Here is a 16,804-nt window from a genome sequence, read left to right as displayed (position 1 = left end):
CGGAGCTCGGGGCAGCGGCTGATGATGCCCAAGTATGCCCGAAAGCGGGATTTCTGGATACTTTAATCCAGCTCGATCACAATCTTACCGAAGTGAATGCCGCCGCCCATATGGCCATAGGCGGCGCGCACGTCGTTCTGCGAGAATTCAAACGTGGTGTCGAGCACCGGATGCAGCTTCGCCAATGTCATGGCGCGCAGCATGGCGTCCAGGCCGTCCTTGGCGCCCACCGTCACGCCCTGCAGCCGCACCTGCTGCATCACCACCAGCGGCAGCAGCAGATCGTTGCTGGCGGCGCCCGACAGCACGCCGATCATGGCAATGAAGCCGCCGGGACGGACGGCGCGGATCGACTGCATCAGCGTGCCGGCGCCGCCGAGCTCCACGATATGGTCCAGCCCCGCGCCGCCGCTCAAGGCCCGCGCCGTACGGCCCCATTGCGGGTCGGTCTTGTAGTTGATGGTGTGGTCGGCGCCCATGGCCTTCACCCGCAGCAGCTTCTCGTCGCTGGACGAGGTCATGATCACCTCGGCGCCGCAGAGCTTGGCAAACTGCAAGGCGAACAGCGCCACGCCGCCGGTGCCCTGGATCAGCACGCGGTCGCCGGGCTTGACCTGGCCGTGGGTGACAATGGCGCTCCAGGCGGTCAGCGCCGCGCAGGGCAGGGCGGCGGCTTCCTCATAAGTCAGGTGCTCGGGAATGGGCGACAGCGCCTCGGCGCGATAGACGCGCTGCTCGCAGAGCCAGCCATCGAGCGGGCCGCCCATGGAGACCGAGAATTTCTCCACGCTGGGTTCGCCGCTGAGCCAGGCCGGGAAGAAATGCCCCAGCACGCGGTCGCCGGTCTTGAATTGCGTGACGCCGGTCCCCACGCCGATCACTTCGCCGGCGCCATCGGAAATGGGAATCAGCGGCAGCCTCTGCTTCGGATTGTAGCTGCCCAGCGCCATCAGCCAGTCGCGGAAGTTCAGCGACACGGCTTTGACCTTGACCAGCACCTCGCCCGGGCCGGGCAGCGGCTCGGGGCGCTCGGTCATGGTGAGCGCGTCGACCGAGAAGCTTCGCAGTTCGATCGCGCGCATGGGCTGTTCCTGTCTGTTTACTGGGCTGCGAAGGCGATACTGCAGCGTCCGAGGCCCTCGGCGATCACCTCGAACTGGTCGCCGGGGCTGGCGGGCTGCATCGGGAAGTAAGTCCCGGTCATGATCACGTCGCCCGCTTTCAGCGGCATTTCATCCAGCACCATGCGGCCGGCGAGCCAGGTCAGCGCATGGAGCGGATTGCCGTAGACCAGTTCGCCGGTGCCTTCGGCGATTGTCTGGCCGGCCTTGGTCATGTGCATCGGCATGCGGCGCAGGTCGAGGCCGTCCAGCTTGCGCACCGGATTGCCCAGCACGAAGGCGCCGCCATTGGCATTGTCGGCGATCAGGTCGACGGTCTTGGCGTCCAGGTTGGCGATGCGGCTGCCCACCACCTCGATGGCGGTGACGCAGTAGCCCACGGCGCGATAGATGTCGGCCAGCGTCGGCTGTTCCATCGCCAGGTCGCGCTCCAGCACGATGGCGACCTCGCCCTCGACGCGCGGCTGCAGCACGCGGCCCAGCGCCACCTCGTCGCCGTCGCCCAGCAGCATGTCGGCATAGAGTATGCCAAAGGCCGGCTCCTTCAGGCCGAGCGACGTCTGCGCCGCCTTGGCGCTCAACGCGATCTTGCGGCCGACCGCGCGGCGTCCCGACTTGAGCCAGTGGTCGCGGTTCACCGCCTGCACGGCATAGGCCGAGGCGAGATCCATCTCGGGGAACAGGTCGCGGATCGGCGCGCAGGCCTTGCCGGTTTCGCTGGCCTCGCGCAGGCGCTGCGCCGCCGTCTGGATAAGGTCGTCCTTGCTCATTTATGCGAGCCCCGCTGCTGCATTGGTCTGCGAGGCCGAGACTTTCACGGACTCGCCGGCCGCGATGATTTCCGTCCAGGTCGTCTCGTCCACCGGAATGCCCTCGGCGCTGCGCTTGGCCTTCGACTTGCGCTCAGGCTCGCCGGCCACCATGACGCCAGAACTGCCACTCCCCGGCGGCGACTTCTTCACCCAGTCGACAAAGGCGGCCGTCTCGGCTTTCCAGGTATCCGCGCCGCCCAGTTTCGAGGGATCGATGATAATGGAAAGCATGTTGTTGGTGATGGTGTTTTTCGCCCAGCTGCCATCATGCATGGTGATGCCGCCGGTCAGGGCGCCGGCCAGCAGCTCGGCGATCACGGCGAGGCCATAGCCCTTGTGCTCGCCAAAGGCCAGGATCGCGCCGATGGGCGTATTGAACATGGTCTTCGGGTCGTTGGTCGGTCCACCCTTTGAATCGATCAGTGTGCCGGGCGCGATCTGCTCGCCCTTGTTCATGGCGACGCGCACCTTGCCCATGGCAATGCGGCTGGTCGCCATGTCGAGCACGATCGGCTCGCCACCGGGCTCGGTCGCGGGGATGGCGCAGCAATAGGGATTGGTGGCGAAGCGCGCGTCCGCGCCGCCATAGGGCGCCACGAGAGCGGGGCGGCCAACCACATTCACATAATGCGTCGACACCATGCCGGCGGCGGCGCATTGCTCGCCCCAGTGGCCGATGCGGCCGATATGATGGCTGTTGCGTAAAGACACGATGCAGGCGCCGGTCTCCTTGGCGCGGCGGATGCCCAGCTCCATGGCTTCATGACCGATCACCTGGCCATAGCCCATGCCGCCATCGAGGTTGAGGATGGCGCCGGCATCGCTCATCACGCTGACCGACTGGTTCACCACCAGGCGTTTCTCCACGGCGGCCAGGATATACTGCGGCAGCATGCCGACGCCGTGGCTGTCATGGCCGGTCAGGTTGGCCAGCACCAGGTTGTCGGCGACCAGGGCGGCTTCGCGCTCGTTGCTCCCGCCGGCGATGCAGATATGGCGCACGGCGGCGCGCAGGTTGTCCGGCTTGACGGTGACATATCCACCCATGGTCTCGGGTCCTCCTGGTTGCCATCCGGTTTATCGGAAAGGGCGGGTCCGGACAACGGGTGAACCTTATACGGAGAAGGTTTGACCAGTCTTCCGCGTTGCGGCAAAGTGCATCTCATGCACAAGATTCTCTCCGCCTTCGCCGCCGCCGCAATGCTTGCCGGCTGTGCCTCGCCGCTGGAACACAAGGCCGAGCGCGCCCGCACCGAGCTGCTGGGCGTCAGCGGCGACCAGCTCAAAGCATGTGCCGGCCAGCCGACCGCGCTCAACCGCGAGAACGGCGTCGATATCTGGAGCTATTTCCGCGAGACCAGCCGCAGCGCCACGGTGCAGACCGGGGTCGGCTTCTCGCCGTCCGGGCGTGGCGAGATGGCGACGGATTATTTCCGCTACTGCGAGGCGACCTTCTTCCTGCAGAACAACCGCGTCACCGCCCTGGAATTCCGCGGCCGCACCGCCACCGGCCGTGAGGTGATGGAGCCCTGCGGCGCCATCGTCGACCGCTGCATCGCAGCCAAATAAGATAACGGCGCGAAATGATCACCTGCTTCCTGCGCTACGAAGTCGATGCCGACAAGCTGAAAGACTTCGAGGAATACGGGAAGATGTGGATCCGGCTGGTCAACAAGCTGGGCGGCACCCATCACGGCTACCTGATGCCATCCGAAGGCGCCAGCGACATTGCGCTTGCCTCGTTCAGCTTCCCCTCGATGGCGGCGTATGAGCAGTACCGCGTTGCCGCCGTGAAAGACCCGGACTGCCAGGCCGCCATGGCCTTCTACGCGCGGACGCAATGCTTCCGCCGCTACGAGCGCAGCTTCTTCCGGCCGGTGTTCGAGTAAAGCGAAAACAGGCGAGGCGCTTAATGCGCCTCTTCCCAGTTTAGGCCGACGCCGGCTTCCACGGTCAGCGGCACGTCGAGTGACGCAGCGCCCTGCATCACGCGCTTGGCCACCGCGATCAGCGCATCCACTTCCGCATCGGCGGCTTCGAACACCAGTTCGTCATGCACCTGCAGCAGCATGCGGGCCTTCAGGCCCTCGGCGGCAATAGCGGCAGGCAGCTTGGCCATGGCGCGTTTGATGATGTCGGCGGCCGAGCCCTGGATCGGCGCGTTGATGGCGGCGCGCTCGAGGAAATTGCGTTCGGCCGGGTTCTTGGAATTGATGTTGGGGAAATGCACGCGGCGACCATAGAGCGTGGTGACGAAGCCCTGTTCCTTCACCTGCTTCTTGGTGCTGTCCATATAGGCGCGGATGCCCGGATAGCGCTGGAAATAGGCCTCGATATAGCTCTGCGCCTCGCGCTGCGGGATGCCGAGTTGGGCGGCCAGGCCGAAGGCGCTCATGCCGTAGATGATGCCGAAGTTGATGGCTTTCGCGGCGCGGCGCACCATCGGGTCCATGCCTTCGACCGGCGTGGCAAACACCTGGCTGGCGGTCAGCGCGTGGATGTCGATGCCGTCGCGGAAGGCATCCTTCAAGGCGCCGATATCGGCGATATGCGCGAGGATGCGCAGCTCGATCTGCGAATAGTCGGCCGAGACCAGCTTGTGGCCCTTCTCGGCGACGAAGGCCTTGCGGATCTTGCGGCCTTCCTCGGTGCGCACCGGAATGTTCTGCAGGTTCGGATCGCTGGACGCGAAGCGCCCGGTATTGGTGGCCGAGAGCGAGAAGGAGGTGTGCACGCGGCCGGTCTTGGGGTTGATCGAGGCGACCAGCGCATCGGCGTAGGTGCTTTTCAGCTTGGCCAGCTGGCGCCAGTCGACGACGACGCGCGGCAGTTCATGGCCCTCGGCGGCCAGTTCCTCCAGGATTTCCGCGCCGGTCGAGTAGGCCCCGGTCTTGCCCTTCTTGCCGCCGGGCAGTTTCATCTTGTCGAACAGGATCTCGCCGAGCTGCTTGGGCGAGCCGATATTGAAGCTCTCCTCGGCCAGCTCATGCGCCTTCTTTTCGAAGGTCTCCATGCGCTGCGCGAAATCCGCCGACAGGCGGTTGAGTTCGGCCGGATCGACCTTGATGCCGGCGCATTCCATGGCGCAGACGACGCTGGGCAACGGCCGCTCGATGGTCTCGTAGAGCGTGACCTGTTTCTCGGCCAGCAGGCGCGGCTTCAGCACATGATAAAGCCGCAGCGTCACATCGGCGTCTTCGGCGGCATAGTCGCGCGCCTTGTCCAGCGCCACTTCGGCAAAGGAAATGCGCGCCTTGCCGGTGCCGGTCACCTCGTCATAGCTGATTGGCGTATGGCCGAGATGGCGCTCGGACAGCTCATCCATGCCATGACCATGTTTACCGGCATCGAGCGAATACGAGATCAGCATCGTGTCGTCGTAGGACACGATCTCGACGCCATGGCCGTTCAGCACCGCCATGTCGTATTTGATGTTCTGGCCGATTTTCAGCACGCCCGGATCGGCGAGCAGGGGCTTCAGCGCATCGAGCGCCTCTTTCACCGCCAGCTGCTTGATGGCGCCATCGCCCGAGAAATCCAGCCCGCCGCCGCCTGGCGCAATATGCCCGACCGGGATATAGCAGGCCTCGCCCGGCGCGACGGCCAGCGAAATGCCGACCAGGTTGGCCTTGGTCGGAGATAAGTCGGTCGTCTCGGTGTCGAAGGCGATGATGCCGGCCTCGAAGCCACGCGCGATCCAGCGCTGCAGCGCGCCCAGATCCTGCACCAGCTCATAGCGGTCGCGGCTGACCGCCGGCTGCTCGGGTCCGCCTTCACCGGGGTAGGCGATCGGCGTGGTGGCGCGATGCGACGAGGCTACCGGCGCACTCGGCTGGGCACCGATTGGCGCGCCGGGCCGTGCAGTAACACCCCCACTCTGAAGTATGGGCGCGCCGCCGGACATATCCGTTCCGCGCATCTTCAGCCGGTTCTCAATCCGGCTGGTCAGCGTGCGGAATTCCATCTCGTTGAGGAAGGCCGAGAGCCTGGGCCATTCCACCGGCGACAGCTTGAGGTCGTCCAGCCCCAGCTCCAGCGGCACGTCGTCTTTCAGCTTCACCAGCTGGTATGAGATGCGCGCCTTGTCGGCATTGGTCTGCAAGGTCTCGCGGCGCTTGGGCTGCTTGATCTCGCCGGCGCGCGCCAGCAGCGTCTCCAGGTCGCCATAGGTGTTGATCAGCTCGGCCGCCGTCTTGACGCCGATGCCGGGCACGCCGGGCACGTTGTCGGTAGAATCACCGGCCAGGGCCTGCACGTCGATCACCTTGTCAGGCGCCACGCCGAATTTCTCCAGCACCTCGGCCGGGCCGATGCTGCGATCCTTCATCGGATCCATCATGCCGATGCCAGGATCTTTATCAGTAGCTGGGCGGACAAGCTGCATCAGGTCCTTGTCGGACGACACGATGCAGACTTCCATGCCGGCTTCGTTGGCGATGCGGGCGTAGGTCGCGATGATGTCGTCGGCCTCGAAGCCGCTCTTTTCGATGGAGGGCAGACCAAAGGCCCGCGTCGCTTCGCGGATCGGCGCGAATTGCGGGATCAAGTCTTCCGGCGTCTCGCTGCGGTTGGCCTTGTATTCGGGATAGATCTCGCTGCGAAAAGTTTCGCGGCCGGCATCGAAGATCACGGCCATATGGCTGACCGCCTCGTCATGCTCGGCTTTGTCCCGGAGGGACGAGAGCATGTTGCAAAAGCCCGAGACGGCGCCGATCGGCATGCCGTCGGATTTGCGCGTCAGCGGCGGCAGGGCGTGATAGGCGCGGAAGATGTAGCCCGAGCCGTCGACGAGGTAGAGGCGGTGCTTGCTGTCAGCCATTATGAAGAATGCAGCCCGGCCTTAATGGCCGTGGCCACCAGCGCCTTCCTTCAGCAGGTAGAGGCGGCCGCAATAGGGGCAGTCGATCTGGTGCTTCTCGCCCATGTTCAGGTAGACGCGCGGATGGCCCAGCGCGCCGCCGCCGCCATCGCAGGCGATGACCGGGCTCTCGACGGTGATCGTCTCTGGGGCCGAGGCGGATGCAGAGGGGGATTTGGTGGCCTGCATGGGGGTCTCCAAAGGCTGATCGAGGCAGTCGGTGCGGGCGGGTAAATTGACCAGCCCGGCATCTGGTGATACCTACCGCAGGGCCGCTCGCCACGCCAGCCTTTCAGGCCATAAAGACAATGTCAGACACCCCGTCGACCGCCTCGGTTCCGGACCGGAATGCCGCCATTTCGGTGCGCGATCTGGTCAAGATTTACGGCTCTGGCGCCAAGGCCAAGCAGGCGCTGCATGGCGTCTCGCTCGACATCGCGCGCGGCAGCTTTTTCGGGCTTCTTGGTCCCAACGGGGCTGGCAAATCCACCCTGATCAACATTCTCGCCGGCCTGGTGCGCAAGACCGCCGGCCAGGCCATGGTCTGGGGCCATGACATCGACAGCGACACCCGCATGGCGCGGGCCGCCATCGGCGTGGTGCCGCAGGAGCTCAACCTCGATCCCTTCTTCACGCCGGAAGAGGCGCTGGAATTCCAGGCCGGCCTCTATGGCGTACCCAAGGCCGAACGCCGCACGGCTGAAATCCTCGCCGCCATGGGGCTGACCGACAAGGCGCAGGCCTATGCGCGCACGCTCTCGGGCGGCATGCGGCGGCGCCTGCTGGTGGCCAAGGCGCTGGTGCATGCGCCGCCGGTGCTGGTGCTGGATGAACCCACTGCGGGCGTCGATATCGAACTGCGCCAGCAGCTCTGGGCCTATATCCGCGAGCTGAACAAGTCGGGTGTCACCGTGGTGCTGACCACGCATTACCTGGAAGAGGCCGAGGCGCTGTGCGACCACATCGCCATCGTCAATCACGGCCGTATCGTGGCGCAGGGCGAAACCCCGGCGCTGCTGTCGAAGCTCGACCGCAAGGATGTGATCCTCACACTGGGCGCTGATCTCTCGGCCGCGCCGGCCTCTCTAGCCAGTTTGAGCCCGGAACTGCTGGGGCCGCGTCGCCTGCGGCTGCATTACCGTCCCAGCGCCACGCCGTTTCCGCGTGTGCTGGCGCTGGTGCAGGCGGCGGGTCTGGAGATCATCGATCTCTCGACCCAGGAAGCCGACCTGGAAGACCTGTTCCTCGAACTGACCAGCAGCCGCGCGGCATAAAAGGGTTATTCGGCACCCTTGCGCAGGGCGTCCTGGATGCATTGGTGCACCACGTCCAGATCGTAGGGCTTGCGGATCATCGGCCCGATATCGTCGTCGCAGGCGGCGACGACGCCGGAGGTGACGATCACCGGCACGGCGGGATGGTTGGCTTTCACCCATCTGGCCAGTCCAATGCCATCCATCTCGCCGGGCATCTGCAGATCGGTGAAGACCAGATCAATATTCATTTCGCGGGCGAAACTGGCGATCGCCTCGGCGGCATCCTCGGCCTGCAGCACGACATAACCGCAGCTTTCCAGGAAATCGGTGGTGGTCAGGCGGATCAGTAGGTCGTCTTCCACCAGCAGGATGCAGATCGGAGTCTCGCCGGCGTCCTTGAGCAGCATGATGGGGTAGCGCGTATTGGCCAGAGCCCCGTCTTCGACAGGATTCCGGCCGGCATTCGCTATTATCGCGTCTGCGGACGATGCCGTGTGGAGCGTGACATCCGTTCCATCCAAGTGTTTCAACGACAAATACTCCAGGCGGCAGCGCAATGCTGGTGCATGACGGGGGAACCACCTCGTGGTCCGATGGTTCCGATCGAGCGAGGATGAGCAGGAATTGATTGATTTTTGTCGCAGCGGAACACAGCTGGCGTCATAAGGGCTGCTCAGCCACGGGGTAGCGCAATCTCCCGAGGGAAGGTGATGGTGACGGTCAGTCCGCTGCCGTTGCTCTGCGCACCGGAATCAAGGCTGCCATGGAGCTGTTTGACCAGCAGCCGGATCACCTTCATGCCGAAACCGCGGCTCGCATCGGCGGCCTGGCCGGCGGGCATGCCGGGTCCTTCGTCGGAAACCGACAACGCGTAGCCGGCCTCAGCCTCGGCAAAGCGGACCGCGACCTTGCCCTTGCCGTATTTGATCGCGTTGGTGACCAGTTCGTTGATGATCAGGCCGATGGCGACGATCCGTGCGGTGGGCAGCTTTACTTCGGCGCCGCTGACTGCGATTTCACCGCGACCGGTGGCGCGCAGCATCACTGACAGGTCGTCGCAGATTCGCTGCAGATATTGTGCGACATCGGCATGCTCGATGCCCTCGCTCAGATAGATATGCTGGTGCACCCTGGCGATGGCGGCGACGCGGCCGGCCGCCTGCTTGAGCTGGGTGGGCACATCGTCGTCGCTATGGCTGCGGCTTTGCATCGACAGCAGACCCGAGACGAGCTGCAGGCTGTTCATCACCCGGTGGTCGATTTCGTTGGCCATGGTGGCGGCCAGGCGCAGCGCGTTTTCCTTGTCGGCGGCAACCTCTGACAGCGCCGCCGCGGCGCGGCGTGCGGCGAGCCGCAGGTCGAGTTGGTCCATGGCAATGGCGGCCAGGTTGCCAAGGCTGGCGATCTGCCGGCGGGTCACGCTGCGGGGCTTGTGGTCCATGACGCAGAGCGCGCCGATATTGCTGCCATCGGCGCTGCACAGCGGAATGCCCAGGTAGAAGCGCAGGCCGAAATCACCGGTGACCAGCGGATGCGCCTGCGCCCGCCGGTCCGCCTCGGCATCCGATACCAGCCAGGGGCGCGTCTGCAGGATGGCCGAAGCGCACAGGCCCGGCTCCCGGCCGGTCTGCCGCAGGGGCATGCCGTGACGGGATTTGAACCAGACGCGGTCCTCATCGACAATGCTGATCATCGCTATTGGCGCCGACAGCAGGTCGGCGGCCATCACCGCGATATGGTCGAAGGCGGCTTCGGGTTGGGTATCCAGGATGTCGTGCTGGCGCACGGCAGCCATGCGCCGCTTCTCCTCTGACGGAGAAAGCAGTGGCTGGACGGACGGCATCATGGCGAGCGTCTCATACGGCCTGCGAATTGTAGGGCTGGCCTTGAGAGATACGACTCTACGGTGGTATGTCGAGTGATATTTCGAGGTAGTCCGCCGTGGTGCGGCTCTGTTGCCTGTATGGACCTGGACTGCGCGGATTTGTGCGTCGCCTGACGAACAGACAGGCATTGTCAGCGCCATGGTGTCTCCACCATTTCGCCTGCATACGCCCATTCCGCTGCTTCAAATCGCCTTACCTACCGTCATCTGCCGGCTGAAGGCTTCGTCCTCGTCGATGAAGGCGGCTTCCGGCATCGCGCCCACGGCATCGAGATAACGGCTGAAGAAGCAACGCCAGGCGGCGCAGAAGGCGATGTCGCCGATCTCGCGGTCGCTGAAGCCGGCAGCGCGCAGCCTGTCGATATCGGCCTGCGTCACAGCGGCGGCATTCAGGGCGACCTGCTCAGCATAGGCCAGCATCGCCACATCTTTCGCCGACAGGCCCGCATTGCGGAAGTCGCGATGCGCCGCCAGCACGGCGTCCTTCGATCCCAGATCGGCGATCAGCTGCTGGCTGTAGACTTGCGTGCAGTAAGTGGAGGGGATGTGCTTGGCGGCGATCAGGGTGATCAGGCGCCAGGCGCGCAGGTCGAGTGAGAAGCCGGCGCGGATCGCTTTGTTGAAATCGTAATAGAGCGGTAGCAGGTCGGGCCGCGTGGTCAGGCACTGGCTGGCCTGCATCACGAAGCCGAAGCGCGCCTTCTCATCGGCATAGATTTCGGCGATGCGGCCGGTGGCGTCTTTCTCCGCGATGGTTTGCAGGAACATTCATGTTTCTCCAATGGCAGGCGCATGCATCTGCAGGCGACTCGTGTGCTGCAGGCTAGCAGCCGGATCGCGCGGCTCTAGTTCAATTTCCGGACACTGGTTCCAGACACTGGGCGATTCCCCCGATCTTGACCGGGGTCAGCCATACGGAACCGATGCGTCGCGGAAATCTGCAAATTCTCGGAGCGTGGTTTGCGGGCTGCGATTCAGATGAGCGCGGCGCGCATTTTTTGAAAGGGCGCTGGAACGTTTCTGCTGGAATGGCGTTCCAACCTCAGGCAAAAATTGCATTTCCGGGGACGGAGAGGCCAGGGAAATAACGGGGACGGATCATGCGATATCGCAGGAAGCCCGAGATTATCGAGGCTTTTCGTTTTGGATTTGACGAACCCCCCCGGTGGTGGAAGGAAGCCGTACGGACTGGGTTCGCGCGTGTCACTAAAACCAGCGCAACGATATTCACGGCCGACAGTGCCGTGTTCGCGGATCGCGGCGACTGGATCATCAAAACACGGACCGGCAGCATGTACCCGTGCAAGCCCCATGATTTTGAGGTGCAGTTTGAACTGGCGAGGCCTCGTCGCAGCTCGTCCCCGAATGCGGATGAGCATGTCGGGGACCTGATGCGAAAAAGCTTGCCCCGCGCCTAAGGCATTGAGGCTTTTCGCAGCATGCGCATTGTGGCGATGTTCGCCATGAAGTGCCCGCATCTCGCGGCTCCGGCTTCACTTTTCCGGCAATCAGCGATTCCCTGCAGGTGATTCGGCCTTGGCGTGGCCTGCGAATCACCGGATAACGGATTCATGGCGAAGCAACGGAGTCGGCTAGCCCATGGATCGCAACGCCAGTCGTCTTGAAGACGGTGCCCCGCTTGGCCAGGAGAGCCAGCATTGGGACCAGATCGCCCCGCAATGGACGGACGAGATCTTCAACTCACTGCAGCATGACAAAAAGCGCGTCATCACCGCGGCCCTGAAGGCCGCCTCGATCAAGAGCGCATCGATTGCCGATTTCGGCTGTGGCATCGGCGTCTATCTGCCGATGCTGAGTCGCCTGTTTGCCCGCGTGCATGGCTTTGATCATTCCGCTGCCTGTATCCAGGTGGCGCGACGTCGCTTCCGCATGCAGAAGAACATCACACTGTCGGTGGCGGGCGAGACTCCGAAGCAGTTTCGCGGCGGCTTCGATGCCGTGCTCTGTGTCAATACGGCGCTGCATCCCCGGCGCAAGGTCTGGCAGCGCATCCTGCGCTCGACCTACGAGCTGCTGAAACCAGGCGGCGCATTGGTTCTCGTGGTGCCGGCGCTGCAATCGGCGCAACTGCTCGAGCGCGCCGAACGCGGGTATTCCGATATCGTGATCGGCCCCGACCCGCATGAGAAAGGCGCGCGCGCCGTCAGCATCGAGGGTGTGCCGACCAAGCATTACACCCGCGGCGAACTGCTGGCCGCGCTGAAAGGCCTGGGCTTCACACGCTGCAAAATCCAGCGCGTGGAATATTCCTGGCCGAGCCAGGGCGTGAAGCCGACGCCGGCGCTCAAGCATCTCAAGCCCTGGGACTGGCTCGTCACGGCCAGGCGATAAACAGCGCATAAGATTGTATTCGGCTGGAAGGCGGGATTGCGGCTTGACTTTATGTTCTCTATATGTTCTAATTCGGTATGGACATAGCGGGAGTTCGCGCTGCGCCGGCAACGGTCGCAAACGATGGAGTCTGTCTGACGGTTTCAATGAAGCGTCGGAGGTCGACGAACCGCAGCGGATTCCAGCGAACGCCAACGAACACCAGCGAGCGTCAACGAACCGGAATGAACCACAGCGAAGCAAAACGAACGCAAACGAAGCCAAACGAACTGAAACGAACCCAAACGGCGTGAAACGAAGGCAAAGGAAGCAAAAGGAATGCGCGGGAAGCGGATCGGGGTCTTTACCGGCCCGCCTGCGCACCGTCAGGATGGCAGGCGGGATTCATCAAGGATTTCCGCAGGATGCCATGATTCCAGACCGCCATGGCCGTCTTGCCTGGGGCGGAGCGCTCCTGTATGGTCCGGCCGACCGAAACGGCTCCGTGCACCCGTAGCTCAGCTGGATAGAGCGCTGCCCTCCGAAGGCAGAGGTCACAAGTTCGAATCTTGTCGGGTGCACCATTTTCCCAAAATTCTGATCGTCAGGGCTGCCGTCGATGGCGGGCGGTCACTCGGCCGCAGCGGCGCCTGGCGTCCTGTCGTTGCCGGCGACCGGAAAATGGCAGGCCACGGAATGGCCGGGGCCGACGCCCTGCAGCAGGGGCATGCTTTCCTCGCAGGCCAACTGGCTTTTCGGGCAACGGCCATGGAAACGGCAGACGTTGGGCGAAGGGTCGATCGGGCTGCGCGGTTCGCCGCTGATGCGCAGGCGCTGGGCCGGCGGGCCGCCGCTCCCTTTGATCTGGTCGAAATGCGGGATCGCCGACAGCAGCGCCTTGGTATAGGGATGCGCGGGATTGCGGAACACCGTTTCGGCCGGTCCGGTCTCCACGATCTTCCCCAGATACATCACCATGACGCGGTCGCAGAGCAGGCGCACGACGTTGAGGTCATGGCTGACGAACAGGTAGCTCATGCCCAGTCGCTGCTTGAGGTCGTCGAGCAGTTGCAGGATCACCACCTGCACCGAGACATCGAGCGCTGCGGTCGGCTCATCCAGGATCAGCAGGTCGGGTTCGACGGCGATGGCGCGCGCGATGCCGACGCGGGCCTTCTGGCCGCCCGAAAGCTGGTGCGGGAAACGGCCCAGCAGTTCGGTCGGCAGGCCGCACATGGCGGCCAGCGCTTCGACGCGGGCTTTCAGTGCGGCGCGGCCCAGTGGTTTCAGGCGCTGGATCGGATCGGCGATGGCGGCAAAGGCGGTGAAGCGCGGATTGAGGCTGTCGCCGGCATCCTGGAATACCATCTGGATGCGCGGACGATACGGGCTGCGGCCAAAGCCCTTGGCGGGCAGATGGCCGATCTCCTCGCCGTTGAGATGGATGCTGCCGTCGGTGAGGTCGAGCAGGCGGGTCAGCAGGCGCACGAGCGTGGATTTCCCGCAGCCGCTTTCGCCGACCAGGCCGAGCGTCTCGCCCTTGCCGATGGTGAAGGTAACGTCGTCGACGGCATACAGCATCGTAGGCGGTTTGGCGGCCGACTTGCGTGTGAACAGGCCGCCAGTCTTTTTCCCAACCGGAAAATGCTTGTGCAGCGACTGCGCATCCAGCAGCGGTTTGTCCAGCGGGCTGCTCATAGCGGATTCCAGCAGGCGACCATGCTGTCCCTTCCATCGGTGAGCGCGCGCGGCAGCGCCTGGGCGCAGCGCGACTGCCGGCGCTCGCAGCGCAGGCTGTAGCGGCAGGTCGGAATTTCCGTGGCGCGCAGGTCAGGCAGGTTGCCCGGAATCGCGGCCAACTCGGCCAGCCTGGCGGTCGGGCGCGGCGTCGCGGCGATCAGCTTGGCCGTGTAAGGATGGTGCGGATTGGCGAACAACGCCGCGGTCGGTGCGGCCTCGACGATATGGCCGGCATGCATCACCACGATATGGTCGCAGTATTCCGCCGCCATGCCGAGGTCGTGGGTGATGAGCAGCGTAGCCATGCCCTGGCCGGCGCCCAGTTCGGCGATCAGGTCCATGATGGCAGCCTGGGTGGTGACATCGAGGCCGGTGGTCGGTTCATCGGCGATCAGCAGCTTGGGTGAGCAGGACAGCGCGATGGCGATCATGATGCGCTGGCACATGCCGCCCGACAGCTCGAAGGGATAGGCTTTTGCGCGCCGCTCCGGATCGGGGATGCGCACACGGGCCAGCATCTCGATGGCGCGGCGCGGCGCCTCGCGACGGGTGACATTGCCATGCTGCAGCAGCACGTCGGCGATCTGGTCGCCGACCCGGCGGATCGGGTTCAGCGCCACGCGCGGATTCTGGAAGATCATCGACATCTCGCGGCCGCGGATATCGCGCAGCATGCTCTCCTTGGTCTGCAGCAGGTCGAGCCCGCCGAAGGTCGCCGTGCCGCTGCTGACCCGGCCGGCGGCATCCAGAATCCCCATCACCGTATAGGCGGTGACCGATTTCCCCGATCCGGACTCGCCCACGATGGCAACCATCTCGCCCTTGTTGACGTTGAAACTGACCTGCTCCAGCGCCTTGACGATGCCGCCGCGGGTCTTGAATTCGACGCTGAGGTTATCGACGGCGAGAACCGGTACGGCGCTCATGTGCGCCTCCGGGGATCGACGATGTCGCGCAGGCCGTCGCCCAGCAGGTTGAAGCAGAAGACCGCGGTCATCAGCGCCAGGCCGGGGAACAGCGCGACCCACCATTCGCCCGAGATCATGAAGGCGGCGCCCTCGGCTACCAGGATGCCCCATTCCGGCGTCGGTGGCGAAATCCCTAAGCCGATGAAGGAAAGGCCGGCCGCGTTCAGGATGGCGTAGCCCATGGTCAGCGAGCACTGCACCATCAGGATGGGCAGGATGTTGGGCAGGATCTGCAGCAGCAGGATACGGTTTTCCGAATTGCCCGATAGCCGCGCGGCCTCGACGAAGCCGGCGTTGCGGCGGATGTTGGCCTCGGCCCGGGCGACGCGCGCATAGAGCGGCGTGTTGATGATGGCGGTGGCCAGCACGATGTTGCCGACGCTGTTGCCCAACGCTGCCACAATGCCCATGGCCAGCACGAACAGGGGGAAGGCCATGATGGTGTCTGCGGCGCGGCCGACGGCGCGGTCGACCCAGCCGCCGTAGAAGCCGGCGGCGATGCCAGCCAGCGCGCCGATGGCAAAGGTGAGGATGACGGAGGCGAAGGCGATGCCGAGGTCGAGCCGGGTGGCAACCAGCACACGGCTGAAGATGTCGCGGCCCAGAGAGTCCGTGCCGAACCAGTGCGCGGAAGATGGCGGCTTCAGCGCCATGGCGGCATTGGTCTCCAGCGGATTATACGGCGCCAGCCAGGGGCCGAGGATCGCGCAAAAGACGATGAATCCGAACAGCGAAAAGGCGAAGAGCGTGACCAGGTTCTCGGTCAGCACATAGCGGATATGCTTCAGCGTCGCGCTCATGCTTCAAACCCGACGCGGGGATCGATCACGATATAGAGGATATCGATGGCGAGGTTCAGCGCCACATAGAGCAGCGCCATGGTCAGCACGAAGCCCTGGATCGGCGCATAGTCCGAGGCCACCAGCGCCTCGATCGCGAAAGTCCCGATGCCGGGCCAGGAGAACACTTTCTCGACCAGCACATTGGCGCCGAGCAGGAAGGAGAACACCATGCCCAGCGTGGTGACGACCGGCAGCATGGCATTGCGGAAGGCATAGCCGTAAACGATCTTGGCCTTGGGCAGGCCGGAGGCGCGGGCGGTGCGGATGAAATCACTGCCCAGCACCTCCAGCATGGCGGCGCGAGTCATGCGGGCCAGCGGCGCGAGGGTGAAGATCGCCAGCGCCGTAACCGGCAGCAGCAGCTGCGCCAGCGCGGCGCGGAAGGTTTCGAGATTGCCGTCGAGCAGGCTGTCGATGGTGTAGAAGCCAGTCACATGGCTGGGCGGCGAGAAGAAGATGTCGAGCCGGCCGAGCGGCGCTGGTGCCCAGCCCAGCAGGTAATACAGCACATAGACCAGCAGCAGGCCGGTGAAGAAGGCAGGCAGGGACACGCCGGCCGTGGTGATGACGCGGCAGCCATGGTCGATCCAAGAACCCGGCCGCGTCGCCGCCAGCACGCCGAGCGGCACGGCGATCAGCACCGAGACCAGCAGGCCATACAACGTGAGCTCCAGCGAGGCCGGCAGGCGGGTGCGGATTTCAGTGAGCACCGGCTGGCCGGTCGCGATGGAGTTGCCCAGGTTGCCGCGGCCCAGGTCCTTCAGATAGACGACAAACTGCTCGGGCAGGGTCTTGTCGAGGCCGAGACTTTTGCGCACCTCCTCGATGGCCTCGCGGGTCGCCGCCGGACCAGCGAAGAAGACGGCCGGATCGCCGGGCAGGGCGCGGGTGAGCAGGAAGGTGACGACCAGTACGCCGATCACGCTGGGAAGCGCACCCACCAGTCGCTTGCCGATCAGCCGCAGCATCGCCGCCCTCCTGCCTTACCTGC

General features: G+C 64.5%; 16 protein-coding genes and 1 tRNA gene. 5 read left to right on the top strand and 12 right to left on the bottom strand.

What is annotated here, in order from left to right:
* Positions 1 to 62 precede the first annotated feature (62 nt).
* Genes AC1RRT_RS04130 through AC1RRT_RS04120 form a run of 3 tightly spaced genes read right to left on the bottom strand, consistent with a single transcriptional unit; the run spans position 63 to position 2,980 of the window.
* A complete protein-coding gene (locus AC1RRT_RS04130; RefSeq protein WP_493012447.1) occupies positions 63 to 1,082 on the bottom strand; it encodes a zinc-dependent alcohol dehydrogenase family protein in 1,020 nt (339 codons plus the stop codon).
* Between the two features lie 17 nt (positions 1,083 to 1,099).
* On the bottom strand, positions 1,100 to 1,891 hold the full coding sequence (locus AC1RRT_RS04125; RefSeq protein WP_493012446.1) for a 2-keto-4-pentenoate hydratase: 792 nt from the start codon (positions 1,889 to 1,891) through the stop codon (positions 1,100 to 1,102).
* Positions 1,892 to 2,980 (bottom strand): malate/lactate/ureidoglycolate dehydrogenase, encoded by a 1,089-nt coding sequence (locus AC1RRT_RS04120; RefSeq protein ID WP_493012445.1) that lies wholly within the window; start codon positions 2,978 to 2,980, stop codon positions 1,892 to 1,894.
* Positions 2,981 to 3,061: 81 nt separating this feature from the next.
* Here AC1RRT_RS04120 and AC1RRT_RS04115 point away from each other — a divergent pair, with 81 nt between their 5' ends.
* Both AC1RRT_RS04115 and AC1RRT_RS04110 read left to right on the top strand, forming a co-directional pair.
* Positions 3,062 to 3,502: a hypothetical protein gene (locus AC1RRT_RS04115; protein ID WP_493012444.1), complete on the top strand. Its 441-nt coding sequence runs from the start codon at positions 3,062 to 3,064 to the stop codon at positions 3,500 to 3,502.
* 14 nt (positions 3,503 to 3,516) lie between these two features.
* Entirely contained in the window at positions 3,517 to 3,822 is a 306-nt protein-coding gene (locus tag AC1RRT_RS04110) for an NIPSNAP family protein (protein WP_493012443.1), read from the top strand.
* Between the two features lie 20 nt (positions 3,823 to 3,842).
* On the opposite strand, the gene polA is transcribed toward AC1RRT_RS04110, so the two are convergent.
* Positions 3,843 to 6,752, bottom strand: coding sequence for a DNA polymerase I (gene polA, locus AC1RRT_RS04105; RefSeq protein WP_493012442.1), 2,910 nt, complete (start codon positions 6,750 to 6,752; stop codon positions 3,843 to 3,845).
* A gap of 21 nt (positions 6,753 to 6,773) precedes the next feature.
* Complete coding sequence (locus AC1RRT_RS04100; protein WP_493012441.1) at positions 6,774 to 6,980, bottom strand: zinc-finger domain-containing protein; 207 nt, start codon at positions 6,978 to 6,980, stop codon at positions 6,774 to 6,776.
* A gap of 119 nt (positions 6,981 to 7,099) precedes the next feature.
* On the opposite strand from AC1RRT_RS04100, the gene AC1RRT_RS04095 reads away from it, so the two are divergent.
* The gene (locus tag AC1RRT_RS04095; protein ID WP_493012440.1) at positions 7,100 to 8,065 is read left to right on the top strand and encodes an ABC transporter ATP-binding protein; all 966 of its coding nucleotides are present in this window, start codon (positions 7,100 to 7,102) and stop codon (positions 8,063 to 8,065) included.
* A 5-nt stretch (positions 8,066 to 8,070) separates the two neighbouring features.
* Here the strand turns inward: AC1RRT_RS04095 and AC1RRT_RS04090 are convergent, their stop codons facing one another.
* The 3 genes from AC1RRT_RS04090 to AC1RRT_RS04080 form a co-directional block, all read right to left on the bottom strand.
* Positions 8,071 to 8,454: a response regulator gene (locus tag AC1RRT_RS04090; RefSeq protein WP_493012439.1), complete on the bottom strand. Its 384-nt coding sequence runs from the start codon at positions 8,452 to 8,454 to the stop codon at positions 8,071 to 8,073.
* A gap of 266 nt (positions 8,455 to 8,720) precedes the next feature.
* On the bottom strand, positions 8,721 to 9,842 hold the full coding sequence (locus AC1RRT_RS04085; protein WP_493012438.1) for a histidine kinase dimerization/phosphoacceptor domain -containing protein: 1,122 nt from the start codon (positions 9,840 to 9,842) through the stop codon (positions 8,721 to 8,723).
* A gap of 273 nt (positions 9,843 to 10,115) precedes the next feature.
* Positions 10,116 to 10,700 (bottom strand): carboxymuconolactone decarboxylase family protein, encoded by a 585-nt coding sequence (locus AC1RRT_RS04080; RefSeq protein WP_493012437.1) that lies wholly within the window; start codon positions 10,698 to 10,700, stop codon positions 10,116 to 10,118.
* An 831-nt stretch (positions 10,701 to 11,531) separates the two neighbouring features.
* On the opposite strand from AC1RRT_RS04080, the gene AC1RRT_RS04075 reads away from it, so the two are divergent.
* Together AC1RRT_RS04075 and AC1RRT_RS04070 are read left to right on the top strand one after the other, a co-directional pair.
* On the top strand, positions 11,532 to 12,284 hold the full coding sequence (locus AC1RRT_RS04075; protein WP_493012436.1) for a class I SAM-dependent methyltransferase: 753 nt from the start codon (positions 11,532 to 11,534) through the stop codon (positions 12,282 to 12,284).
* 486 nt (positions 12,285 to 12,770) lie between these two features.
* A tRNA-Arg gene (locus AC1RRT_RS04070) sits at positions 12,771 to 12,847 on the top strand.
* A 46-nt stretch (positions 12,848 to 12,893) separates the two neighbouring features.
* Here the strand turns inward: AC1RRT_RS04070 and AC1RRT_RS04065 are convergent.
* Genes AC1RRT_RS04065 through AC1RRT_RS04050 form a run of 4 tightly spaced genes read right to left on the bottom strand, consistent with a single transcriptional unit; the run spans position 12,894 to position 16,781 of the window.
* On the bottom strand, positions 12,894 to 13,961 hold the full coding sequence (locus AC1RRT_RS04065) for an oligopeptide/dipeptide ABC transporter ATP-binding protein (RefSeq protein ID WP_493012435.1): 1,068 nt from the start codon (positions 13,959 to 13,961) through the stop codon (positions 12,894 to 12,896).
* Entirely contained in the window at positions 13,958 to 14,929 is a 972-nt protein-coding gene (locus AC1RRT_RS04060; RefSeq protein ID WP_493012434.1) for an ABC transporter ATP-binding protein, read from the bottom strand. The genes AC1RRT_RS04065 and AC1RRT_RS04060 overlap by 4 nt, the downstream gene beginning before the upstream one ends.
* Positions 14,926 to 15,771 carry an ABC transporter permease gene (locus AC1RRT_RS04055; RefSeq protein WP_493012433.1) on the bottom strand — a complete coding sequence of 282 codons (846 nt, stop codon included), beginning with the start codon at positions 15,769 to 15,771 and terminating at the stop codon, positions 14,926 to 14,928. The genes AC1RRT_RS04060 and AC1RRT_RS04055 overlap by 4 nt, the downstream gene beginning before the upstream one ends.
* Positions 15,768 to 16,781, bottom strand: coding sequence for an ABC transporter permease (locus AC1RRT_RS04050; protein ID WP_493012432.1), 1,014 nt, complete (start codon positions 16,779 to 16,781; stop codon positions 15,768 to 15,770). The genes AC1RRT_RS04055 and AC1RRT_RS04050 overlap by 4 nt, the downstream gene beginning before the upstream one ends.
* Between the last annotated feature and the right edge of the window lie 23 nt (positions 16,782 to 16,804).

This window comes from Ferrovibrio sp. GW821-FHT12B10 (assembly GCF_058807515.1).
This window is presented reverse-complemented; position numbering and strand designations above follow the sequence as displayed.

Bases quoted from the DNA above. Each gene is read 5' to 3' on its own strand.
- polA (WP_493012442.1), bottom strand. From the start codon at position 6,752: ATGGCTGACAGCAAGCACCGCCTCTACCTCGTCGACGGCTCGGGCTAC.
- AC1RRT_RS04080 (WP_493012437.1), bottom strand. From the start codon at position 10,700: ATGTTCCTGCAAACCATCGCGGAGAAAGACGCCACCGGCCGCATCGCC.
- AC1RRT_RS04100 (WP_493012441.1), bottom strand. From the start codon at position 6,980: ATGCAGGCCACCAAATCCCCCTCTGCATCCGCCTCGGCCCCAGAGACG.
- AC1RRT_RS04060 (WP_493012434.1), bottom strand. From the start codon at position 14,929: ATGAGCGCCGTACCGGTTCTCGCCGTCGATAACCTCAGCGTCGAATTC.
- AC1RRT_RS04065 (WP_493012435.1), bottom strand. From the start codon at position 13,961: ATGAGCAGCCCGCTGGACAAACCGCTGCTGGATGCGCAGTCGCTGCAC.
- AC1RRT_RS04095 (WP_493012440.1), top strand. From the start codon at position 7,100: ATGTCAGACACCCCGTCGACCGCCTCGGTTCCGGACCGGAATGCCGCC.
- AC1RRT_RS04085 (WP_493012438.1), bottom strand. From the start codon at position 9,842: ATGGCTGCCGTGCGCCAGCACGACATCCTGGATACCCAACCCGAAGCC.
- AC1RRT_RS04075 (WP_493012436.1), top strand. From the start codon at position 11,532: ATGGATCGCAACGCCAGTCGTCTTGAAGACGGTGCCCCGCTTGGCCAG.
- AC1RRT_RS04090 (WP_493012439.1), bottom strand. From the start codon at position 8,454: ATGCTGCTCAAGGACGCCGGCGAGACTCCGATCTGCATCCTGCTGGTG.
- AC1RRT_RS04130 (WP_493012447.1), bottom strand. From the start codon at position 1,082: ATGCGCGCGATCGAACTGCGAAGCTTCTCGGTCGACGCGCTCACCATG.
- AC1RRT_RS04125 (WP_493012446.1), bottom strand. From the start codon at position 1,891: ATGAGCAAGGACGACCTTATCCAGACGGCGGCGCAGCGCCTGCGCGAG.
- AC1RRT_RS04120 (WP_493012445.1), bottom strand. From the start codon at position 2,980: ATGGGTGGATATGTCACCGTCAAGCCGGACAACCTGCGCGCCGCCGTG.
- AC1RRT_RS04050 (WP_493012432.1), bottom strand. From the start codon at position 16,781: ATGCTGCGGCTGATCGGCAAGCGACTGGTGGGTGCGCTTCCCAGCGTG.
- AC1RRT_RS04110 (WP_493012443.1), top strand. From the start codon at position 3,517: ATGATCACCTGCTTCCTGCGCTACGAAGTCGATGCCGACAAGCTGAAA.
- AC1RRT_RS04055 (WP_493012433.1), bottom strand. From the start codon at position 15,771: ATGAGCGCGACGCTGAAGCATATCCGCTATGTGCTGACCGAGAACCTG.